The organism is bacterium, from assembly GCA_021372535.1.
Classification (GTDB): Bacteria; Latescibacterota; Latescibacteria; order Latescibacterales; family Latescibacteraceae; genus JAFGMP01.
Genome location: JAJFUH010000069.1, coordinates 18,594 through 41,335, shown reverse-complemented (window position 1 = coordinate 41,335; position 22,742 = coordinate 18,594). Strand labels below are relative to the sequence as shown.

The 22,742-nt window shown below is 53.3% G+C and carries 17 protein-coding genes; 13 read left to right on the top strand and 4 right to left on the bottom strand.

The genetic code is table 11. From position 1 onward, the window contains the following. The 4 genes from LLG96_07165 to LLG96_07150 form a co-directional block, all read left to right on the top strand. Nucleotides 1-2,514 (top strand): hypothetical protein (locus LLG96_07165; GenBank protein MCE5249985.1); only part of this gene is annotated, 2,514 nt, incomplete at its 5' end. Nucleotides 2,515-2,622: 108 nt separating this feature from the next. Beyond that, nucleotides 2,623-4,044: a DUF362 domain-containing protein gene (locus tag LLG96_07160; GenBank protein ID MCE5249984.1), complete on the top strand. Its 1,422-nt coding sequence runs from the start codon at nucleotides 2,623-2,625 to the stop codon at nucleotides 4,042-4,044. 101 nt (nucleotides 4,045-4,145) lie between these two features. Further along, nucleotides 4,146-6,056: a hypothetical protein gene (locus tag LLG96_07155; GenBank protein MCE5249983.1), complete on the top strand. Its 1,911-nt coding sequence runs from the start codon at nucleotides 4,146-4,148 to the stop codon at nucleotides 6,054-6,056. A 166-nt stretch (nucleotides 6,057-6,222) separates the two neighbouring features. After that, entirely contained in the window at nucleotides 6,223-7,602 is a 1,380-nt protein-coding gene (locus tag LLG96_07150) for a DUF4861 domain-containing protein (GenBank protein MCE5249982.1), read from the top strand. 189 nt (nucleotides 7,603-7,791) lie between these two features. On the opposite strand, the gene LLG96_07145 is transcribed toward LLG96_07150, so the two are convergent. Continuing rightward, nucleotides 7,792-8,715, bottom strand: coding sequence for a hypothetical protein (locus LLG96_07145; GenBank protein MCE5249981.1), 924 nt, complete (start codon nucleotides 8,713-8,715; stop codon nucleotides 7,792-7,794). A 153-nt stretch (nucleotides 8,716-8,868) separates the two neighbouring features. Here LLG96_07145 and LLG96_07140 point away from each other — a divergent pair, with 153 nt between their 5' ends. The 4 genes from LLG96_07140 to LLG96_07125 all read left to right on the top strand — a co-directional run bounded on the left by LLG96_07140 (nucleotide 8,869) and on the right by LLG96_07125 (nucleotide 13,636). Beyond that, nucleotides 8,869-10,491, top strand: coding sequence for a neutral/alkaline non-lysosomal ceramidase N-terminal domain-containing protein (locus tag LLG96_07140; protein MCE5249980.1), 1,623 nt, complete (start codon nucleotides 8,869-8,871; stop codon nucleotides 10,489-10,491). Between the two features lie 60 nt (nucleotides 10,492-10,551). Then, a complete protein-coding gene (locus LLG96_07135) occupies nucleotides 10,552-11,274 on the top strand; it encodes a DUF5058 family protein (protein MCE5249979.1) in 723 nt (240 codons plus the stop codon). A gap of 1 nt (nucleotide 11,275) precedes the next feature. Next, nucleotides 11,276-11,959, top strand: a complete 684-nt coding sequence (locus tag LLG96_07130) for a hypothetical protein (protein ID MCE5249978.1) — start codon at nucleotides 11,276-11,278, stop codon at nucleotides 11,957-11,959. 468 nt (nucleotides 11,960-12,427) lie between these two features. Further along, nucleotides 12,428-13,636: a pentapeptide repeat-containing protein gene (locus tag LLG96_07125; protein ID MCE5249977.1), complete on the top strand. Its 1,209-nt coding sequence runs from the start codon at nucleotides 12,428-12,430 to the stop codon at nucleotides 13,634-13,636. Between the two features lie 19 nt (nucleotides 13,637-13,655). Here the strand turns inward: LLG96_07125 and LLG96_07120 are convergent, their stop codons facing one another. Together LLG96_07120 and LLG96_07115 are read right to left on the bottom strand one after the other, a co-directional pair. Continuing rightward, nucleotides 13,656-14,627 (bottom strand): metallophosphoesterase, encoded by a 972-nt coding sequence (locus tag LLG96_07120; GenBank protein ID MCE5249976.1) that lies wholly within the window; start codon nucleotides 14,625-14,627, stop codon nucleotides 13,656-13,658. 230 nt (nucleotides 14,628-14,857) lie between these two features. Next, nucleotides 14,858-15,121, bottom strand: coding sequence for a hypothetical protein (locus tag LLG96_07115; GenBank protein ID MCE5249975.1), 264 nt, complete (start codon nucleotides 15,119-15,121; stop codon nucleotides 14,858-14,860). Nucleotides 15,122-15,253: 132 nt separating this feature from the next. Between LLG96_07115 and LLG96_07110 the strand changes: the two genes are divergently transcribed. The 5 genes from LLG96_07110 to LLG96_07090 all read left to right on the top strand — a co-directional run bounded on the left by LLG96_07110 (nucleotide 15,254) and on the right by LLG96_07090 (nucleotide 20,515). Next, nucleotides 15,254-16,000 carry a hypothetical protein gene (locus LLG96_07110; protein ID MCE5249974.1) on the top strand — a complete coding sequence of 249 codons (747 nt, stop codon included), beginning with the start codon at nucleotides 15,254-15,256 and terminating at the stop codon, nucleotides 15,998-16,000. A gap of 42 nt (nucleotides 16,001-16,042) precedes the next feature. Then, complete coding sequence (locus LLG96_07105; GenBank protein MCE5249973.1) at nucleotides 16,043-16,240, top strand: hypothetical protein; 198 nt, start codon at nucleotides 16,043-16,045, stop codon at nucleotides 16,238-16,240. Between the two features lie 51 nt (nucleotides 16,241-16,291). Continuing rightward, nucleotides 16,292-18,679 carry a DUF4962 domain-containing protein gene (locus tag LLG96_07100; protein MCE5249972.1) on the top strand — a complete coding sequence of 796 codons (2,388 nt, stop codon included), beginning with the start codon at nucleotides 16,292-16,294 and terminating at the stop codon, nucleotides 18,677-18,679. 185 nt (nucleotides 18,680-18,864) lie between these two features. Next, nucleotides 18,865-19,734 carry a metallophosphoesterase gene (locus LLG96_07095; GenBank protein ID MCE5249971.1) on the top strand — a complete coding sequence of 290 codons (870 nt, stop codon included), beginning with the start codon at nucleotides 18,865-18,867 and terminating at the stop codon, nucleotides 19,732-19,734. A gap of 196 nt (nucleotides 19,735-19,930) precedes the next feature. Beyond that, nucleotides 19,931-20,515 (top strand): RidA family protein, encoded by a 585-nt coding sequence (locus LLG96_07090; GenBank protein ID MCE5249970.1) that lies wholly within the window; start codon nucleotides 19,931-19,933, stop codon nucleotides 20,513-20,515. Nucleotides 20,516-20,572: 57 nt separating this feature from the next. Here the strand turns inward: LLG96_07090 and LLG96_07085 are convergent, their stop codons facing one another. Further along, complete coding sequence (locus tag LLG96_07085; GenBank protein MCE5249969.1) at nucleotides 20,573-22,711, bottom strand: T9SS type A sorting domain-containing protein; 2,139 nt, start codon at nucleotides 22,709-22,711, stop codon at nucleotides 20,573-20,575. Between the last annotated feature and the right edge of the window lie 31 nt (nucleotides 22,712-22,742).

Below are 22,742 nucleotides of genomic sequence, written 5' to 3'. Positions count from 1 at the left end.
TTCGAGGTGGATGTCACCAATGCGGTACGGTTCGACGGGGAGAACACCCTCGATGTGCGGGTAACCGATCCGGTGGGCAACTTCGACTGGAGCAACAACGATATGTACCGCTGGGGGAAGAATTGGGTTCCGGCCTACCACGGTTTCGGCGGCATCACCGGAAAAGTGTATCTCCGGGCGACCGACGGCGTATGGGTGGATGACATCTATGTGCAGAACACGCCAAAAGTTACGGAAGCGGAGGTGTTCGTCACCCTGAAGAACCTCACCGGCGCGGCACGGAAAGGGAAAATGACGGTCGTCGTCCACGAGTGGAAGAATCCTTCCGCTGTCCTCTGGAAAAAGACCCTGCCGTTGTCCATCCCGACCGGAAGCACGGTAGAATCCCTTTCGGTGAAGGTCCCAAAGGCGAAAGCATGGAACATCAGAGATCCTCATCTCTACATCGCCGCGGTTCAATTCACGAGCGACGACGGCGTGATCATGGATTCAATGGATCGACGGTTCGGGTTTCGCTGGTTCGAGATCGGGAAGAAGGACGGCGACGAACGGTTCTACCTGAACGGGAAGCGTGTGTTTGTCTTCGGCCCCATGCAGCGCGGATACTGGCCGAAGAACGGGATGTTCCCCACCCCGGAGATGGCACAGCGGAATGTGGAACTGCTCCTTAAAATGGGATTCAATACCTTCATCATGAACCAGTGCATGGCTCAGCCCGCGGCAACCGATATCTGCGACGAATACGGCATCCTGACCCATGCGGACCCCGGGGGATACCGCTGCAACGACCATCCGGATGAAAAAGCGGCCGTATGGCGGAGTGAAAAACTCAGGAGAATGATCCTGCGAGACCGCTCCAAGCCCTCGTGGTTCATCACGCTCCTGAAGGAGGAAACCAGCACCGAAGCGAGCGAGGACGACATTCGGAACATGAAAATGGTCCATGCGCTCGATCCGACCCGCCTCATTATCTACAACAGCGACCGGAACCGTCACAAGAAATTCACCGACACTTATGGCCCGGACCCCTTCAAACTCCATATGCGGCCGATGGACGACAGCCTGCACTATTACGGCTGGTTCAACCACCATCATTTTATCCCCACCGGCGGATGGATGGATGATTACTACCGGAATCCGTGGTTCTTTCTGCGCGGGCAGGTAGCCCCGGGCGACTCCGTTCATGGCTACGACAAGGGCGAACTGATCTGGCTGGGCGAGGAAGGAGCGTTCGGCACCATGATCCGGCTCCAGAAGATCAAGGAAGAGCTGGATCGTACGGGCGCCACCGGCTGGCAGGAAACGCTGCGCATGGACTTTTTCAACTCATACGACCGGTTTCTCGATGAGAGCGGATTCCGCAGCGCCTTCCCCACGGTGGACGATCTGACTCTGGCGCTCGGGAAAAACATGCACTACTATCACGGCCGTAATCTTGAGAACGTCCGCATCAGCAATGTGGTGGATGCCTACAATCTCAACGCATGGGCGTCCGATGCAATGACTCATACCGACCTCGTGGACCAGTATCGCAATCCCACCGGCGACCCTTCCATTATCGCCTATTATTCCCAGCCGCTGTATGTCGCGGTGAAAGTGCGCGCGACGGTTCTCCCGGCGGGGGCTACATCCATCGCCGATTTCTTTATTGTCAACGAACTGGATCTGAAAGGCAAGGGAGTTCTGGAAATCGAACTCCTCGATCCGGACGGGCGTGTAATCTTTACCAAAACCTTCGCGGTCCAGGTATCGGGAGGGGAAGAGTTCGGACAGCTTCTCGCGGAGGGTGTGCAGTTGCCCGCGATGACGAAGCCGGGATATTATTCGGTCAATGCCGCGATTAAAATGAATAATCAGGTCAGGGTCTCCGGTTCCGACAGGATATTTGTCGTGGATTATCGCTCCGGGCCCGGTTTACAGGGAAAGGGCGCGGTTATCGATACTTCGGGAGTCGTCAACGCCTTTCTGAAGGAGTCCCGGGGAATCACCCTCCCCGACTATGATCCTGCGGTCACCGACCCGGATTATATCATCATCGGCGGGCAGGACAGGAAAAACACAAACCAGCGGTATTACAGCGATCTTATGGAAAAAGTGTCCAACGGGGCGACTCTGATCGTTCTCGACCAGGCCGACCGCTGGGCACAGAGACTGGACGATCAGGCTCTCCGGTATGTGAATACCGTGCACTGGGGAAACGAAGGACGGTTCTTTGTCGGTAAAAGCACCTACCTGAACGGTCTTCCCCAGGCGCAGTCCATGAACTGGGAATATCAGGTGTTTTACAGCGGAAATCCCTGGGCTGTCAACATCGACTTTCTGGGAACGGAGTTGATAGTCGGTTTCGCCTCCCAGGGGCGTAAGGAGATCGGGAGCGCCCTGACCCGGATACGCTACGGAAACGGACAGATATTCCTGAGTACGCTGGACATTATACCGGAACTGGCTTCGGACAGTCCGCAGTCCGCGGTCGCCAAGAAGCTGTTCCTGAACCTGCTGGAATCGCCGAAATGATGCTGTATCTGCGATCCGTCAATAAACGTATTTTATATATTACAGGATGTACAGCTTTTACACAAAATCAATGAAAACGGGTCACGAAGCCCGTCTGAAGGGGAAAAAATGAAAACCAATCGCCGTCAATTTCTCAAGCTCTTCCCCGGCCTGCCGGTTTTCGCCGGTAACGCCTTTGCAGCTCAACGGGATATCGACAAGGCAAAGGAACGGTTCGATCCCGGGCAGAAACTTATCCGCGACGCCCTTAAATATGCGGAACAGCACAAGGCGGAAAACACACCTCCCGTACTCCGTGAAGAGATTCTGGATAATCCGGACGCGGTATTCATCATCAAGACCAATGTCGCCGGAACCTACGACGAAAAAAACAAGCTGCCGGCGATGCTGGAGGAGTTCCAGCGCGCGGGATACGATGTGTCGCAGCTCATGTTCCGTAAAGGAGCAAATAAAGGCGGTACAACCTATATCAAGCCGAATTTCGTGGGCGGATTCAATGCTGCAGAGCGGAGCATCAATAACAGCGCATCCACCCACCCCGGCTTTGTCTGCGGTTTTGCCGACGGGCTTAAGGAACTGGGCAACACTAACATCGTGGTGGGCGCGAACGGCGCGGCGTCCCACGAAAATTTCGTGCAGTCCGGCGTATGCGAACTCCTCGACCAGCACGGGGTGTTCTTTATCGAGGCGAAATACAAGTCATGGCACGAATATGAGAAATCCGAGGTGACCTGGATCGACTATCCTGAGGGGAACATCATGTTGAAAGTTCCCTTCATCAGCCTCATCAAGCAGAAGGACACCACGCTCATCAACATGGCCAAGACCCGGGTCAACACCTGCTGCTTTACCACCCTGTGCATCAAGAATCACCAGGGGATGATGCCGGTCGGATACATGCATATCTGCAATACCTGGGGCGATGGCGATTACGGCAGGGGAGAATGGGGCGCCGGCGGGACATGGACATTGAAGAACGCCATGGATATCCAGCCGAAAAATAAGATTTTCAATCCCAACTACCAGAAGCATGTGGAACTGCAATACATCCGGCATGCCATTATGGGGTACAAACACTGGGATATCACCGATGACGCGAAGAAATACTTTGCCGCGGGCGGTTACGATGCCTACAAACGCGGGGAGTATAAACCCGGCCCGTTTCTCTTCTGGGAGGAACAATGGGATCAGCGGATCATGGATGTCATCAGCAACTCAAATCCCTATATCAATATGGTTGAGGGTATCGCCGGTGAGCAGGACGGCGCGCTCCGGCTCAATAACTTCGTAACCATCTCGCGAAACATGGTGGCGTGCGATTCGGTTACCGCATGGTTAATGGGGCATGACCCCCGTGAACTTCCCTATCTCCGAACCACTCACGAGCGGGGTTTCGGCGAGAACGATATCGATAAGATTCCCCTTTATGAACTCTCAAATAAGGGTGTGGAAAAGATCGATTACCGCACACTTGCCCGGGCGCGTATGGGGGCTCCGGTATATGGAATGAAGCCTTTGCGGTTCTTCTGATCTTGTATGAACTCGCACAATACGGATTTGTCAACTCCCCTCTTTTTTTTAAATATGGGGAATATCAGTTATCATCCTCTATTCATCGAGTGAGGTATACCATGGCACACACGACACCGTTCTTAGCACTGCTCACCTTTCTGCTCACCATCGTTCCTCCGCCTGCTGCCGCTGAGGATGCGGTCACAGCCGGCAGGTTCATCGTCGAGCCGCCGACGCTTCAGTGCGCCGGATTCGAGTGGTACATCGATGGCGACGATAACCGTACCGCCGCTGTTGCGGTCAGATTCCGTGAGCAGGGGACGGCTGAATGGCGTGAAGCGCTGCCGCTCCTCCGTCTCCAGTACGAACGGATCGTGCATAAACCGGCGGGCATCGATTTTACCGCGCCGAACATGTTCGCGGGGAGCATCTTCGGGCTCAAACCGGGAGGTACGTACGAGTGTCAGTTCACGATGACCGATCCGGAAGGTGTCACCGGCACCGCGGTGCGTACCGCGGTGCTGACCACCCGCGTGGAACCGCGCGCCTCGTCGACCGGCCGCGTACGTCATGTCTATCCTCCCGGCTACGAGGGCGAGAAGCAGGAACCCTCCTACACCGGCATCATGAGCGCCTTCTACGGGCCGGGAGGCGGACTCTGGCAGCCGGCGGACATCGAGCCGGGCGATATCATCCTCGTGCACGCCGGTACCTACCTCTCCGACCGTCGCCGCTACTACGAGCCGATGTGGATGCACTTCCACGGCTGCTACCAGCTGACAAAGAGCGGCACTCCCGACCAGCCCATCGTCATCCGCGCGGCAGGGGACGGCGAGGTTATCCTCGACGGCGATGGCGTGTATCGTCTGTTCGATGTCATGTTCGCCGACAACATTTATTTCGAGGGACTGACCATCAAAAACTGCGAGATCGGCATCCTCGCCGGGCTGCGGTACACCGAGGGCTGTGACGGCCTCGTGGTGCGGAAATGCAAATTCGAGAACGTGGGCTGCGCCATCAACGCCCAGTTCCCCGGCAGCCGTAACTTCTACATCGCCGACAATGTCATTCTCGGACGCGAGAGGCAGGATGTACTCCGCGGGTGGACCGGCCCGTGGACGCGGTACAAGGTCGGGCTGTCCGACCTCCAGTCCTTCATCGCCATAGACATCAACGGGCAGGGACATGCGGTCTGTCATAACTATATCGCATACTTCCACGACGCTATCGACATAACCGAGCAGGGCGAAGCCCATCGCGAGGACTGGCAAGCCTGTTCCAACGACTTCTACAACAACGATCTGCATGTCATGGCCGACGACCTCATCGAGGCCGACAGCAGTACCCACAATATCCGGGTTTTCAACAACCGCGGCATCAACTCAGGCCAGCAGGGACTTTCAGCCCAGCCCATTTTCGGCGGCCCGGCATATTTCATCCGGAACATCGTCTACAACGTACTCGCGGGGAGCTTCTTCAAGTTCAACATCTACCCCGCCGGGATTTATGTCTACCATAACACCCTTTTCGGCGAATGGATCAATCCGCCTTTTTCCAACGTACACTGCAGGAACAATCTTTTCATCGGCACAGGCAATCCCGACCGCCCGCTGTTCCGGAACACCTCGTATACAAGCTATACCACCCTTGACTACAATGGCTGGGGACCCAATCCCGGTGACAAACCCCAGTTCACATGGAAACAGGCACGCAACGGCCGTGATTTCGAGCTTAAGGATACCACTGGAGGCTCATGGAACACCCTTGCGGAGTTTTCCGACGCCACCGGATTCGAGAAGCACGGTGTCCTTGTCGATTATAAAAGCTTCCGGAATGTCCCGATGCCCGATCTTTCGATGATCGAAAAGATATACTTCGCCAAACAGTTCGACTTCCGGCTCGCTCCCGGCTCACCGGCGATCGATGCGGGGTGCCTCCTGCCGAACATCAACGACGGGTATAAAGGGAAAGCGCCCGATCTGGGTGCGCTCGAGGTCGGAGGAGAGGATGTGGTGTATGGGCCGAGGTAGAGGGGAGCAATTCCCTGTTCCACTGAAAATGTGACGATATTTACATACAATGCAGCTATTGAAAAAGCCACTGAAGCTGTTGCATTACACTGCATTGTTATAGTATTTTGGTTTCATTGTGCACTATCAAAATTCAAATAAAACGCCCCAATCAGGAGAGATGGCCGTGTTACACAAATTGCACTTTCTGATGTTTTCAGTCATGTTTGTAATCGTGACATCGCCGTTGTATGCGGCCGGAAAGGAATGGTATACCGAGGGCGATTTTGCGCCGGCAATCCGCATCGAGTTCCGGCTGGTCAATACGCTGAACCTCGACCGTGCCAACTACCCCGTTGTCATCAAACGGAGCGAGCTGCCCCTGCAAAACCTCCACGAGATGTGGGTAACCGTGGTGGATCCGGCTCTCCCTTCCAGTCCGGAGCCATCGAAGGAGGTCCTCGCAAAGTTCGGCGGCCATCAGATGCGCGCGGAAACCAACGGTCACCAGATTTTCCATCAGCTCGACGACCTCGACAGGGACGGCATCTGGGACGAGCTGTGCTTCGAGACCGACATCAAGGCGCGCGAGACCAGGACGATGTACCTCTATATCGGCTTCTCGCAGCGGGGATGGAACGCGCACGGCACCCATGCGGCCATCGGCAGCTACTGCCATCACCTCATCCCCTTCTGGGAATCCGCGAATATCGGATGGAAGCTCTGGTATGCCACCGACTGCGACATGTTCGGCAAGCGGAAGAGTGTGCTCATGTCCAACGAGCTGTATATGAAGAATCTCGACGGTTACAACGTGCCGTACGATTACGGCTCCGATATCATGAGAGTTGCCGACACGTTCGGCGCCGGGGGAATCTGTCTTTTCGAGGTGCCCGCGCAGCCCGATTCGGTATCGAGACCCCGTTTTGCGCCGGTCAGGGGCGATAAATTCTCGCCGGATGGCTGGAACGAAGGGCAGTTCAACGACACCCGGTATGCGTTCGAAGTGGTCGTGAACGGTCCCGTACGGAGCATGGTGCGGGTGAAAACCATGAACTGGAACACCGGCGGCGGAACCTATGAACTCGAACAGAACTACACGGTGTATACGAACCAGAACTATGCGACCTGTCTGGTCAAGTACGCGAAGTTCCTCCCTGAGGAACCGCTGACCATGTTCGGCTGCGGCATCAGGAAAAACCAGGGCGAGTTCGATTCATACCAGAAGGGGAATATTGTCATCACCGGCGGCGATGACGAAATATCCGACCCGGACGACACGGAGGGACTCCGTAAAGTACATGTCGATTATGTGGGTACCGCCCTCGTGGTGAAGGATAAGTATAAGCCCGAGTACCGGTTTGTCAAAGCCCGCGGCGGGAATCACACGTTCGCAGTACCGGTGACCGGCGATCTCACCTACGAATACATGATTTTCGGCGCATGGAGCGAAGGGAGCGTCCTCAAAACTCCCGAGGAGTTCAGGGCATATGTTCTCAAGACGGCGCAGGAATACAACAACCCCGTTACGGTTACTGTCGCGGGAGTCGAGCGGAAAGCGCAGTAAACCCGGATTGGCCGGAGACATTCACAGAATTTGATAGAACGCGGATTTTCGCGGATTTGTTTTTTTTAATTTGACGGATGCGCCATTGCAGGGGTAATGCATGAATTACCCCTGCCCGGTGCCTTTGCAGCGAATCGTTTTCACGCATAATCCGGATCAAACATCCGGAAGCATTTTCTCCGCTTTCTCTCACCGTACGAGAGTCATCTTCCGCGCTTTATATGTCCCTCCCGCCCCGATGCGGCAGATGTAGACTCCCGAGGCGGCGCACCGGTCACTATTGTCCCTGCCATCCCAGACGACCTCGTGGTGTCCCGCGTCCCGCATGCAATTTTCGAGCACCCGCACCACACGTCCTGCGGTATCGTGCACAGCCAGGCGAACGTTGGCGGATTCATACAGTTCGTACCCGATAACCGTCGAGGGATTGAACGGATTCGGGACGTTCTGGCAGAGAGTGAAGACCCGCGGAGTCTCCGCAGGTGTGTCTTCAACGGCTGACGCGGAGAGCCGAGGGTATTTGAACGCCCGTATGAATTCATCCGATATGATGAATCCGGGAGGATTGTCCGGTGCCGCCGGAGGGGTGTTTTTCACGATCGCTTCGACAGTGAGGGCAAGCGCCTTGATGTCTGCTTCTTCACCGACTCCCCGGACAACCACATTGCCGATACAATAATAAACACCGTATAAGTGACCGGGAGCATTGGAAAATCCCGCGAATGCGACATCTCCCGGCGCAAAATCGGGCTTGTGACGGAGAGGAGGGAGAAACGGTGATTCACAGGACATCAACAGGCCGTATAACGCATTCTGCGCCTCCTCTCCCGTCTGATAGTAACTGATACGGAGTCGCCCGTCGTTTTTCACTCCCGTGGAAGGATCGTAAAAACGGAAATCCACATTGAACGATTTCGGGTTGCGTTTGTCCATCAGTATACTGTAATCCAGAAACGTCCCGATTTCAAACATTATACTCCCTTTTGCCGGACTCGGATCGGGCCATGTGTCGAAGCAGAAATCATTGAATCTGTCACACGGATTGTCCGCGGACACACGCGGCAAAAAAAGCATAAGAAACGACAGACACAATAGTACGATCTTCACCTTCATGGCAGTTCCCCCGGTTCTATCCATCCGGTAATCACATAGAAAAAACAGTGAATATCATGACAATAACCGGCCGGTACGTACTCCATGAAACTGGTAAATCCGTGCCAAAAAACGGCAGACCACTCCAAAACAGCACCACCCGGCGGATTCCCGATGCCAGAGCGGTATGATTCGACAGGTCCCGATGAATCACGGATGTACGGAAGAGAAAAGCATCGACGGTTCCGTCCGGCAGCGAACAGTTCATGTACACTGACGGACAGTACGATGAACGAAAAGAGAGCCGAAACTGCCGGACACGCTCAGAAATACATCACCCTGACGCTGAATTCCGGAAATGGGAACCGAAAATACCATAAACGCTTGCATTCCTCCGGTGTAAGTGACATAATAACGTATTCCGATTATATCGACAGGCTTGCAGCACTGTTTCACATTTTTCAGACCGGAGGTGCGCCGATGAGAATGTTCATAACGGTAATATTCATGCTGGGAGCGTGCATCATGCCTTCTTCGAACGTTCACGCAGAATCGCCGCTCAGGGCGGGAGCGGCAAAAATCAAAACATCGCCTGCCGAGCCGATTCCGCTCGCGGGATTCTACGTCCGTCAGGGACCTTTCACCGGTGTGCATGACGATCTCTATGCGCGGGCGGTCGTTTTCGAATCGGGGGGAACCGAAGCCGCGCTGATCACGGTCGATATCTGTGTCCTCACCGAGAGCTTCTGGAACGATGTCACCGACCGTATCGCCCGTGCATATCCCATCGCGAAGGATCACATCATCCTCAACGCCAGCCATACCCACGGCGGCCCGGCGCTCTACGAGCCTCCCGACCCGAATGCCCTCGATGCGTCCTGGCTCGGCAAAAACCCCTACGAGGAACAGCAGAAACGGTACACGGAGGAACTGAAAAACAACATCGTCAAGGTCGTTGGCGAAGCCCGGAAACGGTATGCCCCCGCTGTCATCGGGTACGGCAGGGGTTCGTCATCCATCGGCATCAACCGCCGCGCCCTCGATCCTCAGGGGAAAATCTGGCTCGGCGTCAATCCGGACGGCCCCACCGACCGTGATGTGGGTGTCGTGCGCATCGACACGAAATCGGGCAAGACGATCGCGGTCATGTACAATTTCGGCTGCCACGGGACAAGCATGATGTCCGAACAGCTCACCGGCGACTGGTGCGGCATCTGCTCCCAGTACATCGAGCGGAAATGGGGAGGCGATATCGTCGCTCCCTTCCTTTCCGGCGCCGCCGGCGATGTGAATCCCATATACGAGGAGAAGAAGGAGTTCGACGCCCGGACGGGAGGAGCAGATGTGCTCGCGATGATGGTCGGTGAGGAGGTCATGCGGGTGGCGAACGGCATCACGGCGGAAGTCTCCGGGCCGGTGCAGGCATCCCAGAAAATCACGAAGGTGCCGGGAAAACGGTATCTAGGGCTCCTCGGATTCGACCCGAAATACGACGAGCTGGCGAAGGACACATCGCCCGTGCCCGATACGCCCCTGCGCATGAGCGCCATCAGGGTCGGTGAGGTTCTCTTCGCCGGGTCATCCGCGGAGGTCTTCTGCGAAATCGGCAAGGATTTCAAGCAGAAATCGCCGTACCAGTGGGTGATGTTCATGGGCCTGTGCAACGGCTACGCGAGTTATGTGCTCTCCGATAAAGAGCTCGGTCGCGGAGGATACGAGTACAACGCCTCGGTGGTGAAAGAGGGCGGCCAGAAAGCGATCGTCTCGACCCTGATCGACATTGCCGTGGGATTCTGATTAAAGGAAACGATGAGTAAAAACAGCAATTTTTTATAAATCAACAAGAAAAGAGGCGGTATGGACAACTATCTGTCAATTGCCAACGGTTTTGGAATGTGGGTGGCCTGCACCGCTATCATCGTCGTGGTGCTTTTCCAGACCGCGCGGTTTATCAGGATTTCGTTCAGGGCGGGAGACCGTATCGGCCTTCCCCGCGCGCAGATGGTGCAGGCGCTCCGTACGGGCATCATCTCCGCAATCGTGCCCTCAATCGCGCTCCTCGTCGGCGTCGCGGTGCTCATTCCCAAGCTCGGGGTACCGTTCCCCTGGATGCGTCTTTCGGTCATCGGCTCGGTGATCTACGAGCTCTTCGCGGTCGAGGTCGCCGCAACGGCCATGGGGCTCAAAGACAGCACCGCCGCGTTCGACGGCCAGGTTTATGCCGCGGCGGTGTGGACCATGTCCATGGGATTCATATTCTGTCTCCTCTTTGTGGCGCTCTTTACCCCGAGCCTCAAAAAAATCAAGGACAGGCTGGCCGGAAACGACGAGGGCTGGATGACGCTCATGAACAGCGCGGCGTTCTTCGGGGCGTTCGGATTCCTCTGGGGACAGCCCATAGCGCGCGGCGGACTCCCCCTGATCGCGCTGCTGACCGGCTTCGTCTGCATGGTGATTTTCCAGGTGCTCATACGCTATGCCCGGCAGTCATGGCTCAAGGAGTGGGCGCTCTCGGTCTCCATACTCATCGGCATGACCGCGGTGGGAATCGCTCATCACTGGCACGGGACGGGAGGATGACATGGACTCGAAACAGCAGATTTTTCAGGAACAGTTCATACAGCCGATAGGGAAAACCGGCCGTTACACCATACTCACCGCCTGCGTATGCCTGTTTTTTCCGGGGGCGTACCTGTGGTTTTTTCACGGCCTCATGCCGCCGCTCGGCTCGCTCGTCCAGGCGCTCATCGGCATATGGTCGTTCGCCATCGTGTTCAGCATCCTCGAACCCATCATCTATTTCTCGCTCATCGGGTTCGGCGGAACGTACATGTCATTCCTCACCGGGAACCTCGTGAACCTCAGGCTCCCCATATCGGTCACCACTCAGCAGGTTGTCGGCACAAAGGAGGGCACGCCTGAATCGGAGATCGTCTCCACCCTCGGAGTCGCGGGTTCGCTCATCGCAAGCCAGCTCATCCTCACAGTCGGAGTGCTCGTCTTCCTGCCGTTCCTCGGAAAGCTCAACACCGCCGGGACATCGACAACAGTGGCGCTCAATCATGTGCTTCCCGCCCTGCTCGGCTCGGTCGCGGGCATGTACATCTTCAAGAACGCCCGTCTCGGCATCGCGCCGGTGACCCTCGGGGTCATCATCGCGTTCCTGTTTCCGAAAGTCCCCACATCGTACGCGATTTTCCCGCTCGTCGTGGTCTCGGTGCTTACCGCGCGGTTCATGTATAAGAGGGGATGGATAAAAGCGTAGAAAACAGGCACAAGGCAAAAGGCAAAAGGCAAAAGGCAGAAGGCAGAAGGCAGAAGGCAGAAGAACCACCCGGGGATGAATCCCCGGGCTATTACCGTAAAGTGCCTACAGCACTCACCCGGCTCATCAGCGGTTTCAATGAGTCCCCGTCAGGGACTTTTCGATAATAGCATGGCATTTCAATGCTGTGCATAAAGGCACAAGGCAAAAGGCACAAGGCAGAAGAACCACCCGGGGATGAATCCCCGGGCTATTACCGTAAAGTGCCTACGGCACTCACCCGGCTCATCAGCGGTTCAATGAGTCCCTTCAGGGACTTTTCGATAATAGCTCGGCATTTCAATGCCGTGCATAAAGGCACAAGTGGGGCGGCTCCCCCTTTCTTTCATAAGGGGGATACGGCGAAGCCGAGGGGGATCATGTACCGGAGCCCGGCATTCAACGCCGGGCGTTTGAAAGGATATGGTCATGCCGGACGAACAGGGTAAACTGACAGTCGATGAACTGAGAGATCGGTGGAAAACACCGGCCGGGAAGGCATTCAGAGAGGAAATCATCAGGCAGTTACAGTCTGATGAGAAGGGCCATGCTGTTGATTGGGAAAACCTCAGTGTAGAGGTGAATGGTGAAACGCATGCGTGGAGAGACTTTTCTGGTGTCAGTGAAATAAAAAATTTTCGTGAGCTTCGCGGTATCAATTTATCAGAACTTACATTACAAAATGCCGACTTGCGTTATGTTCATCTTGAGCATTCCAACCTAGGAGGAGCGCATCTTGAGCATTCCAACCTAGCTGGAACGTTGTTTAAGTATGCCACATTGGTTAGAACATCTCTTGAGCATGCCGACTTGAGTTTAGCGTATCTTGAGGGCGCCAACCTAGTTGGAGCGCATCTTGAGGGCGCCAACCTGTGTTTAGCGCAACTTGAGCATGCCAACCTATGGGAAGCGAATCTTGAGTATGCCAACCTGAGTAGAGCGAGTTTTGAGCATGCCGACTTGAGTTTAGCGAGTCTTGAATATGCCAACCTAAATGAAGCAAATCTTGAACATGCCAACCTGATGTATGCAAATCTTGAGCATTCCAACCTAAGACATGCACTTCTTGAAGGAGCCAATTTAAACTACGCATCTTTCTCATTCAAATCATGGCGGCGGGTCAAGGATATAATTAAATACTATTGGTGGCTGGTCAAGATGATACTTAAAAAAGCTGACGATAAACCACCGGACAGGCTAACTTTGTTCGATGGTGCCGAACTCAAAAATGTCAAACTCGATTCTGACCCGATTCTGTACCGCGACCTCCTCGACGAGCAGTATCTCGATCAATTCGAATTAAAACACAAAGTTATGTATCCTTTCTGGCTGGTCACCTCGAACTGCGGGCGGTCGGCGTCCCTTGTATTTCTCTGGTCGCTTGTGATTATAGTCTTTTTCGGATTTATTTTCTCAAAAACTGATTTTTTATATATCACCTATTCTGTTGGTGAGCCTCCATGTTGGTATCCGTACTATTTCAGCGCTGTTACCATGACAACACTCGGCTTGGCATCGGTCGAGCCGAACACTTTTGGGGCGGCTCTCTGGCATACATTTGAGAACATAATCGGATATATGTGGCTCGGTTACCTCATCGCCGTGCTCGGCGCAAAATTCACCCGCAGGAGCGCATAATCCCCGTTAATCCGTCCCCTCATGTCATTTGTGCAAACGGGAAGAGCTCGCGGTTGAGGGTGACCGGTTTGTACTTCGATGCATCCCAGCCGTAGGTCATGTACTCAGTCTCGATGCGGTCGTCGTACACATGGACGAGATTGAATCCCTCCGGGTGCCCGTCACGGGGTCCCTGCCACCATGCGCCGCACACCGCTCCGGTATCGACAAACCGGGCTCCCTTGTACGTATAGATTTCATTGACATGAATGTGCCCTTCGAGGTACCCGATGAGGCGGTGACGGGTGAGGAGATCGTACAGCTCCTTGCCGTCGGTTATGACGCCCCCCCGGCTGTTCGGCCGGAGCGGCCCGTCCGTAATCTGGCTGTAGTAGGTGAAAAAGGGGATGTGTGAGACGGCAATGACCGGCGTTCCGGCGGGGATGCCGCTCAGGTCCTTTTCCAGCCATGACATCTGCTCCGCGCCGATCTGCCCGAAGTACTCGTAGCCCGGCTTGTCCGTCCTCTTTTCGTAGCCCATGGAATCGAGGAGCACGAAGTGGACGCCGTTGTGGTCGAAGCTCCGGTAGGTGCTCCCGTTGCCGAGACGTTTTTTGAACATCTCCTTCCCCCACAGGGGATGGTTTTCGGGAACCTTGTCGGGGTCGTAAATCCCGAAGATTTCGTGGTTTCCGATGGTATTATGGAGCGGCATGTCAAACGATTTGCAGCACTCGATGTAGAGATCGTAAAGGGTGACCGCGCGGGTTTCGTCGGCGCCGAGCGCATCCATGATCAGGTCACCGCCGCTTATGGCGAAATCGGGCCTGAGGCTGTTCATTTTCGCGATTGCGGCGAGGAAACCTTCCTTCGCACCCCGTTCCGGCTCGATATGGACATCGGAAAAGTGAACGAAACTGAACCGCGCCTTTGCCGCACGGTTTGCGCAGGATGAGGAAACGCCCGCGAGTCCGGCTGCTCCCGCCATCTGAATAAAGCTCCGTCGTTTCATGCTCGTTATCTCCTTGATTCCGGGTTTGAGCACAGAATGTATCGTTCGAAAGATGAATGAATATTCGGTTTTTATCTGAAATCATTTTACCGTAAAGACACCGGAATAACAATATAAAAAAGAAAGTATGCAGATTGTCTTCGGTAATTATTAGTTTTTCGAATCCGGGAAAATACATAAAACAAATCCGCATAAATCCTCGTTCTATTCAATTCTGTGAACAGCTTATATTAACACCGTCCGTTTTCAGTATAGAGAAATATCCCCGTCATGTCAATCAGTCCCCGCAGTCGAATTTCGGAAAAAGGCAGGTGCAGGGTGTATGTAAGAAAACAGAAAAGGGAAACCGCCTGAGAATTCATAAATCCGTTGAAAAGCCCCCTGTTCACAACCGGTTTTCGGAAAAAGAATGGGTGCTGTCCGAGCGAGCCGAAGGCTCGTGAGTTCACCCATTCCCGAAAAACGGGCGGTGAATGGGGAAAAAGGCTTTTCACGGGTGCCCTTTCCTTTGGAAACTTTCCTTTGGGCAAGCAAAGGAAAGTATCAGGGTGAATCTTCAACATTGACAACCGGCGTTTCAGGCCATTATTTACGTGCATTGGTATGACCATCACGGAGCGATTGTCATGAAACGGATTATCCTGGTCATTTACATACTCGGAACTGCGGCTGCGGCGCTTATTTCAGCGCAGGATACGGGAAAAACTCCCGATAAGGCCCACGCCATTATCGGTAGCTGGGAGCGCCGAGGTTTCTATTACACATTCGACGACAGCGCTTCCATGCGGTCTGTGAGGATTGTGAGCGACCCGATCGGTTACAGGGAATACCGGTACTCGACGTTCAACATACAGGTTAACACGTTTATAGAGTTCCGGGAGAACGGCAGCGAAAAAAAAGAACGGAATTTCCTGCTCCTCGATGATGTTACCGACACCACTGCGGTTATTGCGTTCGGCACTCCATTTATTCGGGCGGATTCGAGTAAAGGATTGACCGGCGCATGGAAACGGATCGAGGATATGAAAACCATGCTGTGGACTATCCGGGGCGATTCGGTCTATTTTATGGTTTCGATGTACGACCCCGACAGCCGTAAATATGTCACCCTCGAAAACCGCAGCGGCTCATTCGTCCGTGAGCCTCAATCAATAAACGTATACACCAAAGCGGAATCCGGGGGCAGGTTTCATGTGCATTATGATAACGGAAGATCGGGTCTCCTGCTGCCGGTCATATATGACGATGTACTGTACGTGTTCGACCTGACACCCGGGAAAGCAGATTTTGTGCGGGTCGATTCCGCTTCGGTCCCAACCCGCCGCGATTACGAGGCCGAGCTGGCAAAACGGAAAGCCATCGGAAACAAGTGACTCTTAAGGTGGATCGTTCGGTAAACGGGAGATTTTGCGGTCATGATTAAAAACACCCGGCTGGTTGATATTTTCGAGAAAATCCTTACAAAAAATTCTCCTCCGGATTTTGAGCGGAATCTGGCCGTATTCGATGAGCTGTATGAAGAGGCACGGATTATGGGGATATTTCCGCTGAAAGACCCGATGGAGGATATGGACAGCAAGATATTCATGGTCAGGGTGCTCAATGCTTTATGAATCTCTTTCACAATCGTTTTTATCACGATTTGACGAATTGCGGAAATCCTGATGATTATGTCTCTTACCCTGCACAAGCCCAAACCGGCCTCAGCTTTCGTGATGTACTGCATTCTGTTCATGCTCATGTCCGGTCTGGCTTTTTCTCAGCCCATCCGTCTCGATGAGACCCCGGCCGGTGAAGATGAATGGGGTTATCGACCGGTTTCCGGTTCCGTATCGCAGGTCAATCCCCCGAGTTTCACCTGGCGTCCCATGGAGGGCATGACCTGGGAGCTCGAATGCGCCGCCGACACGACTTTTGCAAAGGTCGAGTACCGTGCGGACGGCCTCGTTTTCAATGTGCACTGCCCTTCCCGCACATTCAAGCCCGGAACCTGGGCATGGCGCTACCGCGGCACGGGCGGGGACGGCCGAACGACCACCGGCTGGAGCGTGACACGCACATTCACCATCCCGGCGGATGCCGCTGTCATGCCGATGCCGTCACGGGAAGAGCTCATCGCCCGTATCCCGGAAACTCATCCGCGCCTGTTCGTACGCCCCGAAAACATTGACCGGCTCAAAACCCTCGCTCACGGCGAATTGAAGGAAAACTACGAGGCTCTCGTCGAACAGTGCGAGAAGATTCTCGCAAGCCCGCCATCCGTCGAGGAACCGCCGAAATACCCGGAAGGCACTGTGACCAACAGCGACCCGTGGCGTGAGATATGGTGGGGCAACCGCATGAAGGTCATCGCCGCGCTCGATGGTGCCGCGACCCTCGCATTCACCCGTCTGCTCGGCGGACCTGAACGGTACGGCATGGAGGCGAAACGTATCCTTCTGTCGTGCGCGACATGGGACCCGGTCGGCAGCACCGGTTTCCGGTACAACGATGAGGCAGGTATGCCCTATGCGTATTATTTTTCAAGGACATACACGTTTGTGAACGACCTGCTGACCGAGGACGAGAAACAGGCCTGCCGCCGTGTCATGAAAATCCGCGGCGACGAGATGTATCGCAATCTCTACCCCCGTCACCTCTGGAAACCTTACAGCAGCCATTCCAACCGCGCATGGCACTTTCTCGGAGAGGTCGGCATCGCATTCTGCGGCGAGGTCGAGGGCGCCGAAGACTGGGTCTGGTTCGCCGCCAGCGTTTTTTTCAACGTCTACCCCGTGTGGAGCGACGATGACGGCGGCTGGCACGAGGGCTCGGCATACTGGCAGAGCTATCAGGAGCGCTTCACCTGGTGGGCCGATGTCATGCGCGAGGCGCTCGGTATCAACGCCTTCGAGAAACCGTACTATTCGAAGGTCGGCTACTACGCCCTCTATCTTATGCCGCCAGGCAAGGTGGGAGGCGGATTCGGCGACCTGACCGCCACGCTCACTTCCGCCAGCTTCACATCACTCATGACCACATTTGCAGCACAGGCCCGCAACGGTCACTGGGAATGGTGGGTCGAGCGGAACGGCGGGCCGAAGCCTGCCGGGGGCTATATCGGATTCATCCGCGGCGCGCTGCCCGGCGTCGAATCGAAAGCGCCCGACGATCTTCCGTCCTCACGCCTGTTCATGGGAACCGGCCAGGCCATGCTCAACACCACCCTGACCGATGCCGGCGCGGATGTCCAGGTCGTGTTCAAATCGAGCCCGCTCGGCACCCAGTCGCACGGTTACGAGGCGAACAACTCGTTTCTCCTGTGGGCGTACGGCAAACGTCTGCTCATACGGTCGGGGAGGCGCGACAGCTACGGCAGCGAGCACCACACGAACTGGATGTGGAGCACACGCTCGGTCAACTGCATCAGGATAAACGGCAAGGATCAGCCGAAGCGCTCCTCGAAGGCGAAAGGCGAGATCACCGCTTTTAAAACGACGCCCGCCATGGATATCGTTGTCGGCAGAACCGAGCACTTCACCAGGGCCGTTCTCTTTGTCAAGCCCGACCTCGTGATCGTCTACGACCGTCTCGACCCCGGAGAGCCGTCCTCGTACGAATACTGGCTCCATGCGGTCAACAAGATCGATGTGACAGACCAGCACAGGATACGGGTGACGAACGACGATGTAGTGTGCGACATCGATTTCCTCGCGCCGTCAGGGCTGACCTTCACCCAGACCGACCAGTACGATCCGAATCCGAGGCCGCGCATCACGCTCCGTGAATGGCACCTGACCGCAACGACTCCGGAAAAGAAGGACCGGCTGGAATTCGTCACCATCTACCGTCCGCACAAAATCGGGGATAGAGCGCCCGATGAAGCGGTTCTGGAGCCGGTCAGCGGCGGCTATGGGCTCAGAGTGAAACTGGCGGACGGCGAGTGCACCGCGCTGCTGCCCACCGATGACAGCGCTCTGCTCCGGGCGTATGGACTCGAAAGCAGGGGAGCGATAAAAATGCGGGTGAAACGCGACAGCGGTGCGGTCGAGGAACTCGGACTCGAAAAGTAAAAGGCGGTACCGTAAGTATGACTCATACAAAAGAATATAACCGCAATAATATTGTATTAAAAACCTTTGAAATAACTAATAGTTACATGATCGAATGTATGATATATTTTTTCTCTTCCCTCTCCTGTTTACGGGAGAGGGATCGAGGGTGAGGGTATTACTGTAGTGAGAGGAGCATGTATTTCATGAAACGAAGAGTTTTTCTGTCCATGATGCTTCCTACAGCGGCTGCGGCGGGTCTGTACGGATGCGGATTCAAGCCGTTTTATTTCATCCAGATGGCCGATACCCAGATCGGGATGATCGCCGGAGGTGATGACGGAAACGAGTTTACGCAGGAAACAACGATAATGGAAAACGTCATATCGCGCATCAATAAAATGCGCCCGCGCCCGGCATTCGTCGTGGTCTGCGGCGATATGACCAATATTCCCGCCCACGAGAAGCAGGTTGCGGAGTACAAGCGGCTCATGGGGCTGCTCGACCGCTCGATTCCCTGTTACAACGTGTCGGGCAACCACGATTTTCTCGGTAATCAGGGACCCTCGCACGAAGGAATCGCCGTCTACCGGAAGATTTACGGTCCCGACTGGTATTCATTCACAAAAGGCGGGTGGAAGTTCATGGTTCTGAACAGCACGCTCATGAAAACGCCCGATTTTGTCATGGAGGATGAAGGGGCCCAGGGCGACTGGATGGAAGCGGAGTTTGCCGAAAAATCGAAAAAAAACAGATATGGAACCATCGTTTTCATGCATCACCCGTTTTTCGATAACTCCATCGACGAGGAAGACGGGTATCATGCCATCACTCAGGTCAGCCGTGCGCTCTACCTCGAAGCATTTGTCAAAGGCAATGTCAGGGCGGTCTTCTCCGGGCACCGTCACACGACAATCCCCGAACGCGCATATAAGACAGTGCGGCTCATCAATACGAACGCGATCTGCAATTCATTCGACAACAATCCCGGTCTCCGGGTTGTGAAACTGTACGAAGGCACGCTGAAAGACGAATTTTATCACCGTGACGCCATCCCCGAGCGTGTCGAGCTGTAACATGCCGTCCAGTCACCGCCACATTTTATTTGGCAATAATAAACCGCTTTTGTAAAAATAGTTTGATAGTTACAAGAAAGTCACCGTATTTTGATGCAACCAATCATGGTTTATAAATAATTGTGCTCTGAAAATGTTTTTCCGATTCACCGTTACTGTACCATTCACCGTTAATGTCTCAAAGGAGGGGCATTCCATGAAACGTCATTTATTTACAGGAGCTGTACTCGTCTCGTTCGTATGTTCACTGGCAGTGATTTCGGGGTGCGGGCCGAACGAGGCAAAAATAGAGGAGATCGCCCGCAGAGTCTCCCGTGAGGAAGCGCAGAACGCCATAGAGCAGTACGCGAAATCGTTTGTCCCGCAGAAATTCGGATTCGGCGGCGCGCTCGAAAAAGAGTGGTCGCATGCCCAGGGAGTGAAAACCGGTAACATGATCTTCGTATCCGGCCAGCAGCCCTATGACACGAACCTCGACGAAAAGGGCATGCCGAAAACCGACCTCGAAACCGGAAGGAATTTCGAGCAGCAGCTCGACACGGCGCTTGGTAACATCCAGAAAGTGCTCGCCAGCTACAACGCCACCATGGACGATGTCACATTCCTCCAGATTTTCGTGGACGAACGGGCCGGAAAGAACAAAGCCGAATTCAACAACGCCGCCGGAGTCATCGGGAAGTTTTTCCCGAAGGGCCTCCAGGCTATGACGGTCATATCGGTCGACAACCTCTTCGGTCCCGAACAGCTTGTCGAAGCCAACGCCATTGCCGTGGTGAAATAGATTTTCAAAAAGCCGCACTAGAAACCGGGATTTTCGGTGATTTCAAAAGTCCCGGTTTCACTTCACCATCACCATTTTCCCCGTAGCCACCTGCCCGCCACATGTCAGCCGGGCGAAGTAGATACCCGCCGAGACAGAGCTGCCGGAGTCGTCCTTGCCGTCCCAATGGAGACGGTGAATTCCGCTGGTCATGCGTTCCGTAGCAATTACACGGACTTTCTGTCCGGCAATATTGTAGATGATGAGCGTTGTGAACCCGGTATCAGGAAGAAAGAATTCGATGGTCGTCGAGGGGTTGAAGGGGTTTGGGTAGGAGCGGATGATAGGGAGAGATACGGGCGTTGTTTTGTTTTCGTCCACTGAAGTGATGATTACTTCCCCGGTGTATTGGGAGACTCCGTTGTCGGTACCGAACCAGATGGTGTTATTCTTTTCGACCGCGATGGCGTTGACTTTATTATCGCAGAGGCCGCTGTTCTGAGTGTTGAACGTTGTCCAGGTTTCGCCGTCGAAGCGGCAGACACCGGCATCGGTGCCGATCCATTTGGTGTTGTTTTGATCAAATGCCATGGAATATACAACATTACTTGTGAGACCTGAATTATCTTCATTATAAACAATCCAAAATACACTGTCGAATTCAGCTATACCATAAATAGAATATATCCATATACTATCATAATGATCAAAAGATAGAATGGAACGTTCATTAAAAGGACTTTGTATTATTGTTGAGGGACATGTGATATAGTATCCATATGGTGGGCTGGTATTGTGCAATGATTTCCATAATTGATTCTTTGAATCTATGGCCAAATTGAAAACAGGTACTAGGTAGAGATAAGGCGAACAAACATATATGTTTTCTCCATTGTAACCAAAAATATTTGCTTTATATTCATAATCATTCGTACCATCTGCAAACATCCATACATTACTGTCATTATCTGTTACGATGGAACTTACATACAATGGATATTTGGGATTCATTCTCTGGCCAGCCTCATCATAAGCAGATATATTATATTCTGTAAACGTACTATCATTGAAAGAAAGGACAACACCGGTCTCTGCAGAAAGCCATTTGGTATTGTGTGAATCGACAGCAATATGTTCTCCGATCATGCTGATTGTATGGTGCTTAAATCCTGACCAAGAAACGTCTTCAAAACACGTAATATTGTCCGTATTATGTCCGAACCATTTGACATTATTGTGATCGATCGCGATTGAATACACATTATTTTCCAAAGGACCAACATTCGGAAAAACTGTTGAAAAATCGATTCCGTTATACTTCGTTAATCCTCTGATCCCAACAATACATACAGATTCGTTATCGATTTCATCTATTTTTACGATGTTACATCGTGTGATTTCGAGACCGTTATCTTCCGTGTAAACAGTATTTGCACCATTTTCAGAACGATAGAGTCCCTTATTAGAGCCTGCCCAGATAATGTCATTTTTATCGACATCGAGCGAATACATATACCATAGAGGACTTACTACCTGTATGCTATTCCAATTGTTCCCATCATATGAATATGCCATACCATGGTAATCGCCAAACCAGACACGGTTTTTTATATCTACTGTGCTGCACACGATATCGGGTTTATACATATCATAGATTGTCCATGAGGAACCGTTATAACTCATAATTCCATTCTTTTTCGTACCTATCCAGATTGTATCGGTATCATCTATCACAAGTGTGATAAGCGATCCGACGGGAAAATCGATGCTTGCTGTAAAAACATGCCATGAATCCCTGTCATAAAAAATTACATTATTCGATGAAATGAACCATATGTTATTATTCTTTTCGACATCCACGGCAAGTATTTTTCCAAATTCCTTTTCGCCTGCTGAAACCATATATGCGCCACTCCGATAAAATATTCCCTTATCGGTCGCTGCCCATGTAACTCCGTTTCTGTCAATTGCTATGCCGTTCACACAGTTGTTTTGAATGTTGTTTTCCCATGGATATCCAACGGTAATGCCTGTTTTTTGATCATACGCAGCAAGACCGTGTTTTGAACCAAGCCAGAATGTATCATTTTTTTGCTCTATTGCAGTAACGGTGTCGATAAACGTTTTATATGTTACCCAATCTCCTGAAAAACAATTGGCTGCGTTTATAATAAGTAAAAACAACACTAATGAATATATTTTGAATTGTGTTTTCATTTTTCACCATTTGAGATATTGTAATACTTTC

Coding starts and splice junctions, on each gene's coding strand:
- LLG96_07160 (MCE5249984.1), top strand. CDS start 2,623: ATGAAAACCAATCGCCGTCAATTTCTCAAGCTCTTCCCCGGCCTGCCG.
- LLG96_07155 (MCE5249983.1), top strand. CDS start 4,146: ATGGCACACACGACACCGTTCTTAGCACTGCTCACCTTTCTGCTCACC.
- LLG96_07145 (MCE5249981.1), bottom strand. CDS start 8,715: ATGAAGGTGAAGATCGTACTATTGTGTCTGTCGTTTCTTATGCTTTTT.
- LLG96_07140 (MCE5249980.1), top strand. CDS start 8,869: ATGCCAGAGCGGTATGATTCGACAGGTCCCGATGAATCACGGATGTAC.
- LLG96_07135 (MCE5249979.1), top strand. CDS start 10,552: ATGGACAACTATCTGTCAATTGCCAACGGTTTTGGAATGTGGGTGGCC.
- LLG96_07130 (MCE5249978.1), top strand. CDS start 11,276: ATGGACTCGAAACAGCAGATTTTTCAGGAACAGTTCATACAGCCGATA.
- LLG96_07125 (MCE5249977.1), top strand. CDS start 12,428: ATGCCGGACGAACAGGGTAAACTGACAGTCGATGAACTGAGAGATCGG.
- LLG96_07120 (MCE5249976.1), bottom strand. CDS start 14,627: ATGAAACGACGGAGCTTTATTCAGATGGCGGGAGCAGCCGGACTCGCG.
- LLG96_07110 (MCE5249974.1), top strand. CDS start 15,254: ATGAAACGGATTATCCTGGTCATTTACATACTCGGAACTGCGGCTGCG.
- LLG96_07105 (MCE5249973.1), top strand. CDS start 16,043: ATGATTAAAAACACCCGGCTGGTTGATATTTTCGAGAAAATCCTTACA.
- LLG96_07100 (MCE5249972.1), top strand. CDS start 16,292: ATGATTATGTCTCTTACCCTGCACAAGCCCAAACCGGCCTCAGCTTTC.
- LLG96_07095 (MCE5249971.1), top strand. CDS start 18,865: ATGAAACGAAGAGTTTTTCTGTCCATGATGCTTCCTACAGCGGCTGCG.
- LLG96_07090 (MCE5249970.1), top strand. CDS start 19,931: ATGAAACGTCATTTATTTACAGGAGCTGTACTCGTCTCGTTCGTATGT.
- LLG96_07085 (MCE5249969.1), bottom strand. CDS start 22,711: ATGAAAACACAATTCAAAATATATTCATTAGTGTTGTTTTTACTTATT.